Below are 12,908 nucleotides of genomic sequence, written 5' to 3'. Positions count from 1 at the left end.
ATGAAATTTCCCTAAAATTTAGTATATTTAAGAGAACCCTTAAATTTTAGAGCTATGACAGATTCAAACTATATCAAAGTATTTACTGGAGATTTTATTATTGTAAAACGTGTTTTGAATGAACTTGAAAACGTAAATATCAGAGCTGTAATTAAAGATGAAACAGAAGCTGGAAGATTGGCTGGTTTTGGAGCTGCTGTTCAAGGGCTTCAAGAAGTTTACGTTCATAAAGATGAATTAGATAAAACGTTACAAATTATTGAAAGCCTGAATTCGGAACTTCAAGCTTAAAATAAATAATTTTTAAATAAAAAAAACACCTTTTAGTTCTACGACTAGAAGGTGTTTTTTTATTTGCGTATATCTCAGATTATGCTGTTACGGCATACATCTTATCCCTTAATTCTTTGATTTTTGCATCTTGCATATACTCATCAAACGTAGTATATCTGTCAATTACTCCATTTGGAGTTAGTTCCACTACTCTATTAGCTACTGTCTGAGCAAATTCATGATCATGAGTAGTAAATAAAATTGTGCCTTTAAAGTTTTTTAAAGAATTATTAAATGCAGTAATACTTTCTAAATCTAAGTGATTGGTTGGCTCATCTAACTGAAGAACATTTGCTCTAATCATCATCATTCTACTTAACATACAACGCACTTTTTCTCCTCCAGACAGAACATTAGATTTCTTAAGCGCTTCCTCTCCACTAAAAATCATTTTACCTAAGAACCCTCTAATATTTACTTCTTCGCGCTCCTCTTCGGTTTTAGCCCATTGACGTAACCAATCTACTAGAGTTAAATCATTATTAAAAAACTCACTATTATCTAATGGTAAATAAGACTGAGATGTTGTAACGCCCCAAGAATAGGTTCCAGAATCTGCTTTTTCTTTATCATTTATAATTTGGTAGAACGCCGTTGTTGCTCTAGAATCTCTTGAAAACACAACTACTTTATCTCCTTTAGCCAGATTCAAATCAATATTCTTGAATAGCAAATCTCCATCTAATGAGGCCGCTAATCCTTCAATATTTAAAATTTGATCACCAGCTTCACGCTCACGTTCAAAAATAATTGCAGGATATCTACGAGAAGATGGTTTAATGCTTTCAATATTAAGCTTATCAATCATTTTCTTTCTACTCGTAGCTTGTTTACTTTTAGCTACATTGGCAGAAAAACGACGAATAAACTCTTCTAATTCCTTCTTTTTCTCCTCAGCCTTCTTATTCTGTTGTGCTCTTTGTCTAGCCGCTAATTGCGAAGATTCATACCAGAATGTGTAGTTACCAGAATAGTGGTTAATTTTTCCAAAGTCAATATCTGAAATATGTGTACAAACGGCATCTAAAAAGTGACGGTCGTGAGATACAACAATAACACAGCTATCATAGTTAGCTAAAAAAGTTTCTAACCAAGAAATGGTTTCATAATCAAGATCATTGGTAGGCTCATCCATGATTAATACATCTGGATTTCCAAAAAGCGCTTGTGCTAATAATACACGTACCTTTTGTTTACCATCCAAATCTCCCATTAAACTATAATGAAAATCTTCTTTTATACCTAAGTTAGATAACATAGCTGCTGCATCACTATCTGCATTCCAACCATTCATTTCCTCAAAAGTTACTTGAAGCTCTCCAATTTTTTCAGCATTTTCATCTGTGTAATCTGCATAAAGCGCATCAATTTCAGTTTTAATATCGAATAAAGGTTTATTTCCCATTAAAACCGTTTCTAATACTGTATGTTCGTCGTATAAATTATGATTCTGTTCTAAAACAGACATACGTTTACCAGACTCTAATGAAACGTGCCCAGAAGTAGCCTCCATTTTGCCCGAAATTATCTTTAAAAAAGTAGATTTTCCAGCTCCGTTTGCTCCAATAATACCATAACAGTTTCCTTTAGTAAAAGAAGTATTTACTTCATCAAAAAGAATACGTTTTCCAAATTGTACAGAAAGATTCGATACCGATAACATATGATTATTTTAATTTTTGCAAAAGTAGAAAAATGAATTGGTAAGTGGAAACTTATAGCTTCTAATTTTAAGAGTAAAAAAACAACTGTTAAACGCTTTAACTTAGTAAATACAACATTTAACAACGCATTAACAACAGTTTTTAAATGCATAAGTTATTTTTGTTTAGTAATTCGTAACTAATGAGGGATACATGAAGTTATATTTATTTTCATTTTTAAGCTTGATTTTATGTTTTGGATGTAATACATCTGAAAACAAAATTTCTCATGCCTATTTTGGAGGTGAAATCATAAACCCAAGTTCTAAATACGTCATTCTTACTAATGATGAACACAAAGCGGACACCATTAGGTTAGACGGAAGAAATAGATTTATATTTAAGATAGATAGTTTAAAAGAGGGAATGCATTCTTTTAAGCATGGCGGGGAGTATCAATCTATACTTATTGAAGCTTATGATAGCATTTTGCTTAGATTAAACACTTTAGAATTTGATGAATCTTTGGTTTACACTGGTCAAGGCTCTAAAAAGAATAATTACTTTATTAATGAATTCTTAGAGAATGAAAAAGAAGAGAAACATATATTAAAACTGTGCCAATTAAACGCTGGCGATTACAAGAACCATATTGATTCTCTTCAGAATAGTAAATTAAAAACTTTGGAGCGTTTTAGTGATAAGTATGAGGTAACTCCTTTATTTAATAAGATTGCTCAAGCTAATATTAATTTTCATTACAACTCTTGTAAAGAAGTTTACCCGTTAATGCACCACGGTAAGTTTAAAGGAGCTTTTCTAAAATCTTTACCAGCGAACTTTTATAGTTATAGAAAGAATATTAACTATAATGATGAATTCTTTAAGAATTACCATAACTATCATATCTTTCTAAGACATCATTTTAACACCCTATCCTTAGAACGCTACTCTGAAAAAAATAAAAACAAAGTTTTTAATTGGGGATCCTTAGGTTATAACATTGATAAGTTACAGCTTATTGATAGTTTAGTTACTCACCCCGATATAAAAAATGAGTTGCTCTACCATTTTACCATAAAGTATTTATCATTTAGTAAAAATGCTAAAGATTCTGATGTTGTTCTAAACTCGTATTTAGATAAAACAACCAATGAAAAGGCTAAATTATTAATGACCAATTATTCAAATTCTATAAAAAAACTTCAGAACGGCGCTACGTTTCCTAGCTTTGACGTTGTAGATTTTGACAATAACATCTTCGATATATACGCTCTAATTAAGCAGCCTACAGTAATTACATTTTGGTCTCACAAATATTACGAGCACTTCAAAAAGAGCTACAAAAAAATTAAGTCTTTAGAAGAAAAATATCCTAACGTTACGTTCATTAATATAAACATTGATGATTATGGTTATGAAAAGCCAAAGCAAACGTTAAAGGACTGCAAGTTTAATTGTGATAATCAGTATTTATTTAAAACTCCTGAAGAATCAAAGAAAACCTTGGCAATCTATCCAATGACAAAAACTATTATTATTGATGAAAATCAAAAAATAGTTAGCTCAAACACTAACATGTTTGCAATGCACTTTGAGAAACAACTTTCTAAACTAAAAAAATAGCGTTTTTAACGCACAACTAAAGTGTATACTTTTGATGTGTTATTAGAACATAAAGGGTCGTGATACCTTTCGTTCCCGTATTCGTCAAAATAGTACTCATTAAAGGCCTCAACTTCCAGATGAACTCTTATAGTATATCTTCCTGGTTCTCTTGGTATACCTTCAAAAACGACTTTTCGCCTTTCATAAATCACATCTAAGCCTCTTGGTAAATCTCCAGAAACTCTAAAGAAGTAATCATAATCGTTATCTCTGGTTTCGTTTTTAATTTCGGCCGATACCGTTTCAAAATAATACTCATCTACATGGGCATGGTCTAATTCCTTATTTTTTAATTCTGGTCTAACATTAATGATACAGTCTACAACATCATCACATGCTGTAAACGCAAAAAAAGAAAATACGAGGAAAATTGATAAATAATGTTTCATAATAATTAATTGATTGATGATGATATTGAAACATTTTATCAAAGAGCATACCAAAAAGTTATAACTTATAATGATTCATTAAAAGTTTCTCGTAGACTTTATCAGGCAAAATCCGTTTTAAAACAATTGAAAATTTTTGCATAAACTCACCTACTTTGTAATGCACTTTCGGTTTAGAAGTATTGATTATCTTAAAAATTGCCTTAGCCATTTCGTTTGGATCGCTTCCGGCATCAACATGCTCATTCATTAAATCTAAAGTGTTACCGTATGGTTCCCTATATGGAGAATCTTCTAAGAGAGGTGCATGATATCTTCCTGCCGCAATATTAGTTGCAAAATCACCAGGAGCAACGTTTGTCATATTAATATTAAAACCTTTAAGCTCCATTCTAAAGGCCTCTGTAATTAATTCCAAGGCTCCCTTACTGGCAGAATAAATACCACGATAAGGCAATCCCATGTAACCAGCAATAGATGTTATATTAATGATTAAACCAGCCTTTTGGCTTCGCATTTGAGGTAAAACGGCTTTAATAACATTTATTGGTCCAAAGAAATTGGTTTCAAAGTTCTTCTTTATTTCCGCTTCTGGAGTCTCTTCAATAGGCCCTGTAATACCTGCACCAGCATTATTAATTAGAACATCTAGTCTTCCCTCCTTTTCAATTACAGTATTTATCGCAGCATTAATTGTTGAAATGTCTTTTACATCTAAGGCTAAAATTGGAAACTTAGTTTCAGGGTAATTATGAGGGCTTCTACTTGTACCATATACAATGAACTCCTTAGCACACAAAAACTCTCCTATAGATTTACCAATTCCAGAAGATCCTCCAGTAATTAAAACAACTTTAGACATTTTTTAATCTTTAGATAATATGAAGCGGCAAAATACAATATACATTGCCGAAAAGAAAATTTAATTATTTATGTTCCCGCTATTACAGGTGTATATTAAACTAAAAAATCTTGACTAGCATACGCTTGCAAGATTTAAATTTATTGTACAAAAAAAGGCAAGCTACCTACATCACACCGCTACGACCATATACCTTTGCTGCGTTCCCGCCCTGGAGGATTCTACAGGAGCTGGTTGTGTAGGACTTGCCGGGTGCAAAGATACAACCTTTTAAAATTTTCACAATGTTTTTCTAAACTGATTTTTAATAAATATCTTGCTATAAATTAAATTATCATCATGCATTTACCCAAGTATCTATTAATCATATTTTTAAGTACACTTATAATTTCTTGCGGATCTAATTCTGGAAAGAAAAAAAACAATTTTCTAATTAAAACTAATGCAGAAAAAGGAAATATTTCTATTGACAAGCCCTTAAATATAACATTGGTTAACAAAAAAAATCTAGAAATTGATTCCGTTGTTTATAAATTGGATGGTAACCCTATTAGTGAAAACACAGACTTAAAAACTTTTAAACTTGGTAAACATACCATAGAAGCTAACATATTCTCAGGAGGAGAAAGCCACGCTGCAACAAGTGCCATAACCATTTTAAATGATAAAGCTCCTAAACTCTTTAAGTATAAGATTTTAAACGAATATCCTCACGACATTACTTCGTATACACAAGGCTTAGAGTTTCATAATGGTGTATTGTACGAAAGCACAGGTCAATACAAAGAATCTAAACTTAGAAAAGTTAATTATAAAACTGGTGAAGTTTTAAAAAATGTAGATTTGGCAGATGAATATTTTGGTGAAGGTTTAACCGTTTTAAATGATAAAGTCTATCAACTTACTTGGCAAAAAGGTGTTGGTTTTGTGTATAATGCGGAGACTCTTGAAAAGGAAGGAAGTTTTAAATACAATAATAGTAAACAAGGTTGGGGTTTATGTCATTTTAACAATACTATTTACAAAAGTGATGGTACAGAAAAAATTTGGACTTTAAACTCAGAAACTCTAGCTGAAGAAGGGTTTATTCAGGTATGTCACAACAGAGGGATGATTTCTCAGATAAATGAAATGGAATGGATTGATGGCAAAATATATGCGAACAGATATCAAAAGAATGGTGTAGCTATAATTAATCCAGAAAATGGTGCTGTTATTGGTGTTGTAGACTTTTCGCCTTTAAAAGACCTTGTTACGCAACATGACAAACTAGATGTATTAAATGGTATAGCGTATAACCCAGAAACCAAAACTATTTTTGTTACAGGTAAAAAATGGGATAAGCTTTTTGAAATTGAATTGATTGAAAACTAAAGTTTAAACCAATCTTTAGTAATGTCTTTTTCAATTGAGCTATGACTCTTATGAATAAATTCATTTTTTAAAGCATTGTACTCATAATCTTTACCCCAATCGGTAAAGTTTTTTGAAACTTGCGCTATAGCATCACAAATAAACTCAATTTCCTTATTAGTCATGGTTGGATGAATAGACATACGTATCCATCCGGGTCTATCTATTAAGCAACCTTCTATAATTTTTTGTTCGATAACTTTTGAAGTTGGCTGGTCTACGTTAAGTAAATAATGTCCATAAGTACCTGCACAAGAACACCCACCTCTTGTCTGAACTCCAAACCGATCATTTAAAAGTTTTACCACAAGGTTATAATGCACGTCATCTATGTAAAACGAAAATACACCTAATCTATCACTATGTCTTGGCGCTAAAATTTGAAGATTATCGATTTTAGACAGCTTATCGAAAATGATGGTATTTAACTCATGTTCTCTATCCAAAATATTTTTAACTCCCATTTGTTCCTTAAGCTCCATTGACAGGGCAATTTTAATAGCTTGAAGAAACCCAGGAGTTCCACCATCTTCTCTAGTTTCAATATCATCAATATAATCATGATCTCCCCAGGGATTGGTGTAATTAACCGTTCCACCTCCTGGATTATCAGGCACTAAATTCTTATATAGTTTTTTATTAAAAATTAGCACGCCTGATGAACCTGGTCCTCCTAAAAATTTATGTGGAGAAAAGGTAATTGCATCTAAATACGCTTCTTTATTTTCTGGATGCATGTTAATATTAACATAAGGCGCCGAACATGCAAAATCTACAAAACATAATCCGTTATTTCGGTGCATTATTTTTGCTATTTCATGATAATTAGTTCTTATTCCAGTAACATTAGAACACCCCGTTATTGCAGCAATTTTAATCGGACAATCTTTATATTTTTCCAATAACTTTTTAAGGTTTTCTGAACAAGGCAGTCCTTCGGTATTAGAAGGTATGACCTCTACTCTTGCAATAGTTTCTAACCAAGATGTTTGATTAGAATGATGTTCCATATGAGATACAAAAATTATTGGTCTTTTTTCTTCAGGAACAATGGTATTCTCTTTAAGGTTTTCATTTAGTTTTAAACCTAAAATTCTCTGAAATTTATTTATAGCCCCCGTCATTCCAGTTCCAACAGTTACAAGAACATCATCATTTGAAGCGTTAACATGGTCTTTAATAATACGCCTAGCATTGTGATAGGCAAGGGTCATTGAGGATCCCGTAATAGACGTTTCGGTATGCGTATTTGCAACAAAAGGGCCTATTTCGTGCAAAAGTTTATCTTCAATTGGTTTATAGAGCCTACCGCTTGCTGTCCAATCTGCATAAACTATTTTTTTTCTTCCGTATGGCGAATCAAAATATTGATTAATCCCAACTATATTACTTCTAAATGTCTCAAAGTAAGCTTCTAAATCGGACTTTTTAATTTGGATAGCATTATTAGTCATAAACTATTTTGTTAAGGCTTTAAAACGCTCAATGCCATCTTTCAAAAATTGCGCATATTCCACTTTATCTGGCGTATACCCAACAGGTTCTTCCAACATTTGAGTACCATTTGAACTTAAAAGAACATAATATGGTTGTGAGTTCGACTTAAAAAATTGCGTTTGAAAGTTAGCCCATTTATGACCATAGTTTTTTAAGACTCTAGTACCGCCATTAACCCTATTAACTTCTAACTTTTGATCATCTGGTAACTCTTTTTTATCATCAACATAAAGTGAAATAATAACATAATCGTTTTTTAGGTAACCATCTACCTCCTCTGTAGGCCAAACATGCTCTTCCATCTTTCTACAATTTACGCAGGCGTAACCTGTAAAATCAATCATTATAGGCTTGTTTACCTTTTTTGCATAGGCAATACCTTCTTTTAAGTCTTTAAAGGTTTTTAAATTATTAGTTGTAGTACTTGGTAAAAACCAACTGTAACCAACTGGTGGTGCTAAACCACTTAATAAAGTTAAAGATGTAAAAGTATTTGTCTCTTTATTAACTCTAAACCCGGATATCAAATACAGCGTAAACGCTGCAACTAGAATACCAGTAGATATCCTAAAAAAGGATAGCTTTTTTATAGGAGAATCGTGAGGAAATTTAATCTTGCCAAATAAGTATAACGCCAAACCACCGAAACATAGAATCCAAATACCTAAAAAGGCCTCAATCTTAAGAATTCCCCAATGATCTACTAAATCGGCATTTGATAAAAACTTAAACGCTAATGCTAATTCTAAAAATCCTAAAACAACTTTAGTCGTATTTAACCACCCTCCAGACTTAGGTAAGGCATTCATCATATTTGGAAACATTGCGAATAAAGCGAAAGGTAAGCCTAATGATACTCCAAAGCCCGCCATACCAGCAGTTAGTTGCCAAGCTCCACCATCAGAAGACAATGATCCCGCCAAAAGAGAACCTAATATAGGACCTGTGCAAGAAAAGGATACAATAGCTAAGGTCAAAGCCATAAAGAAAATGCCTATAATACCTCCAGCATTTTCACCTTTTGTAGTTTTTGTTGTCCAACTAGCAGGTAATGTTAATTCGTAATACCCAAAAAAGGAAAATGCAAAAAATACGAATATGATAAAGAACACAACATTTAACCATATGTTAGTAGATATTTCATTTAAAATATCTTCATTAACAGAATCTAACAAATGAAATGGAACACTCAACAACAAATAAACTAATAAAATAAAAAAACCATAAAGCAATGCCTTGCTTATCCCCGAACCCTTACTTTTTTCACCATTTTTAGTAAAAAAACTAACGGTAAGTGGTATCATAGGAAATACACAAGGTGTTAACAACGCTAAAAGACCGCCAAGGAACCCAAGCCCAAAAATTGCCCAAAGCGACTTAGATTGCTTTAAATTGGTATCAATAAGTTGTACATCTTCTGGATTCATTCCATATAGTTGCATATTGGCAGAATTATTATCTAAACTGGCAATTGCTTTATCAAGAACTATATCTTCATCATTTAAAGAAAAATGGAATGTTTCGTCTATTTGCAAACAAACCTCTTTACAAACCTGTCCTGTTAAAATTAAAGAAACCTGAGAAATTTCAGGTTTATTTAGTTTTATACGTTGTTTTAGAATAGCCGAATTATCAAAATAGGTTTCGTGGACTTTAAAAATCTCATTATACTTTTTAATAGTATCACTTTCAATGGCTTTCCCTACCAAGTCAAATTCATCGACATTATTAGTCTTTTCAATTACAATAGGAAGTGAACCTCCTTCTGCAGTATATTGAGAGTATACATGCCAACCTTCTTCAATACGAGCTTCTAGGATTAAATCATATTCTGTTTCTGAAATTTTCTGAGTAGAGGTCTTCCATTTTACAGGTTCTAAAATCCCCGGTTGTTTATTAAAGCCAACTTTTAACTTGGGTGTATCACTTGGTATCTCAAAAGTTAAATCTATGGTTGTGGGTGGTAAACACCTTGAATCATCACACACCATAAAATCAACCGATCCAGTTACCTTTTTAGTTCCTTTAGAAACCTTAACTTTTTGAAGAAATTCCGCTGAATCCCCAAAATACTTTATCCTCATTGAAAAGATGGGATCATCTACGACATGACCTTCAGGTTCAGAAGTAATACCAATTTTTTCTACATCGTTATAAACAAAAGTTGTTGGTATTGGACCTCCGTCAGGCACATTTTGAGAGTATAGATGCCAACCTTTATCTATTGTAGCTGTGGTTTTTAAAATAAACTCTGTATCTGATACTTTTTCAACGGAAGTTAACCATTTAACAGGTTCTAGAATTTGAGCAAACCCCTGACCTGTTATAATGAATAGCAAAATAGCTAATAGCTTTTTCATTTAATTCTATTTATAATCATTACAAAAAGGGTTACTTGAAAGAATAACCCTTTTTTTACATCTTTCTTTTAATTTACTGACCGACTAACCCAAAAATTACACTAAACAAATGTATAAAGAAAGATGATTTTGTTAATTACATTTTATAACTAGTTTAACAATTTTTTTGTTCAATTAGTTTATCTTAAGCCATTATCAATTCTAAATATTTAACACTCAGCTTACAAAAAATAAAATTAAATACTTTAGAAAACACATAAATATAACTAATAACCGTCATTATATTTACATCTTTTAATAATAAATAATCTTTTTACTGAAAAATTGAAACAACTTATCTTTCTTTCTAGTTTCGTAATCCTGTTTAATTTTGCTGGTATTAGTCAGGATAAAAGCCTAAGCATTACAGGAAAAGTTATAGAATCCTCAACCAACCAACCTGTTGCCTTTGCTACCGTTTTATTAGTTAATTCAGACACCAAAGAGAACTTAACAGGCACAACAACTATTGATGATGGTTCATTTAGATTAGCGTCTAACTCCCTTAACGTGCATATTACCATTAGTTTTATTGGATACAAAACAAAAACTATCACCAATTTAAAGCCTAAAAATGGTAAAATCAGCTTAGGTACCATATACATAGAAGAAGACTTAGCTCAGCTCAATGAAGTGGTTGTACAAGCAGAGGTTTCAAAAACACAGTTTAAGTTAGATAAGCGGATTTTTAATATAGGGCAAGATTTAAGTAGCACTGGTGCCAGTGCACTAGAAGTACTAAACAATGTGCCATCTGTTAATGTTAGCATTGAAGGAGATATTAGTTTAAGAGGAAGTCAAGGTGTGCAAATGCTTATTAATGGAAAACCCTCTGTAATAGCCAGTGACAGTGGTAATGCTTTAGGAACAATTACTGCAGATATGATTGATCGCATTGAAGTTATTACGAATCCTTCGGCTAAATATGATGCCGAGGGTACATCTGGGATTATTAATATTGTACTTAAAAAAGAAGAACGAAAAGGTTTAAATGGATCGGCTACATTAAATTTTGGAGAACCTACCAACCATAGTTTTGGCTTAAGTTTAAATAGAAGAACCGAAAAGTTTAATCTCTTTAGTCAAATTGGAATAGGCCATAGAAAACTGCCAAATGATAGAAAAAGTATAAATAGAGATATAGTTAATAATACCTCATTAGAATCGGATGGTATTGAATATAGAAATGAAAAATTTTATAACATTGTTCTTGGAACAGATTACCATATAAATAAAAGTAACGTTTTAACCCTTTCTGGTAATTTTGCTTACGAGGTTGAAGACCAACCTTCATCAAACACTTTTGAATTCTTTGAAAATGCATTGCGGACGTCTTCATGGAAAAGAACAGAAGAGACTGAAGCTACTAATCCTAAATATCAATATGAGCTTCAATACAAAAGAGAATTTGAGGATAACGAAGAACATGTCCTGCTATTTAGTGCATTAGGACGTTTTTTTGGCAAAGATCAGTCTTCAGACTTTACAGATGCAACAATATCTGGTACTAATAGGGATGCCAATCAAAAAACACGAACGGACTTTAAAGAAGCGAACTACACTTTTAAACTAGATTATACCAAACCTTATACTAAAAAATTCACTATTGAAACTGGTGCGCAATATGTTTTAAATAATGTGAGCAACGATTTTGAAGTTCAAGATTTAATTGCTGGAACATACATAACCGATCCTAATCAGACCAATATTTTTGAATTTGATCAAAATGTCTTAGGTGTTTACGGAACTGCGGCATATGAAGGTGAAAAATGGGGTGTAAAAATTGGATTAAGACTGGAAAACACTGATTTAGAAACGTTACTCACTAATACTAATGAGGGTAATAATCAGAACTATTCTAATTTGTTTCCTAGTTTTCATTCTTCATACAAGTTTAATGAGGCTTACTCTTTACAGATTGGGTATTCTAGGCGCGTTTACAGACCACGGTTATGGGATTTAAATCCTTTTTTTAATATTAGAAACAACTTTAATATTAGAACAGGAAACCCAGACCTAAAGCCGGAGTTCACAGATTCCTATGAGCTTACCAATATTTATAACTTTGGTAAAGCATCCATTAACTTTGGCGTTTATTACAGGTATACCACCGATGCTATTGAACGCAGAATTTCAACCTTCCAGAATAATGTTAATACGTATAAGCCTTTAAATATTGGTACTACAGATGCTATTGGAGTTGAAGTAAATGGTAAGTACCCGATAGCTAACTGGATTAGCTTTAATGGTGATTTAAACTATAACTACTTTAAAAGAAAAGGTGATTTTAACGGTACTTTAATAGATTTTAATGCAGATCAATGGACTGGAAAACTAACCAGTAAAATTAAATTGCCTGCAAGTATAGATTTTGAAATTACAGTAAATTACCAATCTGGGACAGAAACAGTTCAAGGACGTATTTCTGAGAATATTTTTGCAGATTTAGGCCTTAGAAAAAAAGTAATTAAAGGTAAAGGTGTCATAAATTTAAGTGTAAGAGATATTTTTGCTTCTAGAATATTTGAATCTGAGACTATTCAGCAAGATTTTTATTTATTAAATCGAAGCCAAAGAGGACGTTTTGTTACCTTAGGTTTTAGCTACGGTTTTGGTAAAGGAGAAGCTATGGAGTATTCTGCAAGAAAAAGGTTTTAAATCATACAACTTAAAACCTTTTTACTAACTAATTAAAACATTCCCA

Annotated in this window: 9 protein-coding genes and 1 other RNA gene; 4 read left to right on the top strand and 6 right to left on the bottom strand. The window is 32.1% G+C overall.

Annotated features, from left to right (window positions below; genetic code table 11):
- Positions 1-54 precede the first annotated feature (54 nt).
- The gene (locus tag FUA24_RS10395; protein WP_148542070.1) at positions 55-291 is read left to right on the top strand and encodes a putative signal transducing protein; all 237 of its coding nucleotides are present in this window, start codon (positions 55-57) and stop codon (positions 289-291) included.
- Between the two features lie 79 nt (positions 292-370).
- Here FUA24_RS10395 and FUA24_RS10390 read toward each other — a convergent pair whose 3' ends face one another.
- Positions 371-1,996: an ABC-F family ATP-binding cassette domain-containing protein gene (locus FUA24_RS10390; protein ID WP_148542067.1), complete on the bottom strand. Its 1,626-nt coding sequence runs from the start codon at positions 1,994-1,996 to the stop codon at positions 371-373.
- Between the two features lie 193 nt (positions 1,997-2,189).
- On the opposite strand from FUA24_RS10390, the gene FUA24_RS10385 reads away from it, so the two are divergent.
- Positions 2,190-3,602: a TlpA family protein disulfide reductase gene (locus FUA24_RS10385; RefSeq protein WP_148542065.1), complete on the top strand. Its 1,413-nt coding sequence runs from the start codon at positions 2,190-2,192 to the stop codon at positions 3,600-3,602.
- A gap of 5 nt (positions 3,603-3,607) precedes the next feature.
- On the opposite strand, the gene FUA24_RS10380 is transcribed toward FUA24_RS10385, so the two are convergent.
- The 3 genes from FUA24_RS10380 to ffs all read right to left on the bottom strand — a co-directional run bounded on the left by FUA24_RS10380 (position 3,608) and on the right by ffs (position 5,146).
- Positions 3,608-4,033 (bottom strand): hypothetical protein, encoded by a 426-nt coding sequence (locus FUA24_RS10380; RefSeq protein ID WP_148542063.1) that lies wholly within the window; start codon positions 4,031-4,033, stop codon positions 3,608-3,610.
- A gap of 58 nt (positions 4,034-4,091) precedes the next feature.
- Entirely contained in the window at positions 4,092-4,895 is an 804-nt protein-coding gene (locus FUA24_RS10375) for an SDR family oxidoreductase (protein WP_148542061.1), read from the bottom strand.
- Between the two features lie 152 nt (positions 4,896-5,047).
- Positions 5,048-5,146, bottom strand: an RNA gene (ffs, locus tag FUA24_RS10370) — signal recognition particle sRNA small type.
- An 88-nt stretch (positions 5,147-5,234) separates the two neighbouring features.
- Between ffs and FUA24_RS10365 the strand changes: the two genes are divergently transcribed.
- On the top strand, positions 5,235-6,269 hold the full coding sequence (locus tag FUA24_RS10365; RefSeq protein ID WP_148542059.1) for a glutaminyl-peptide cyclotransferase: 1,035 nt from the start codon (positions 5,235-5,237) through the stop codon (positions 6,267-6,269).
- Here FUA24_RS10365 and FUA24_RS10360 read toward each other — a convergent pair.
- Both FUA24_RS10360 and FUA24_RS10355 read right to left on the bottom strand, forming a co-directional pair.
- Entirely contained in the window at positions 6,266-7,762 is a 1,497-nt protein-coding gene (locus tag FUA24_RS10360) for an aminotransferase class V-fold PLP-dependent enzyme (RefSeq protein WP_148542057.1), read from the bottom strand. The two genes, FUA24_RS10365 and FUA24_RS10360, sit on opposite strands and share 4 nt — an antisense overlap.
- Positions 7,763-7,765: 3 nt before the next feature.
- Complete coding sequence (locus FUA24_RS10355) at positions 7,766-10,165, bottom strand: protein-disulfide reductase DsbD family protein (RefSeq protein WP_148542055.1); 2,400 nt, start codon at positions 10,163-10,165, stop codon at positions 7,766-7,768.
- Between the two features lie 324 nt (positions 10,166-10,489).
- Between FUA24_RS10355 and FUA24_RS10350 the strand changes: the two genes are divergently transcribed.
- Positions 10,490-12,862 carry an outer membrane beta-barrel family protein gene (locus tag FUA24_RS10350; protein WP_148542053.1) on the top strand — a complete coding sequence of 791 codons (2,373 nt, stop codon included), beginning with the start codon at positions 10,490-10,492 and terminating at the stop codon, positions 12,860-12,862.
- Positions 12,863-12,908 lie beyond the last annotated feature (46 nt).

The organism is Seonamhaeicola marinus (genome assembly GCF_008085455.1).
Note: the sequence above shows the minus strand (reverse complement) of the source record. Positions and strands in the feature narration are given on the sequence as shown.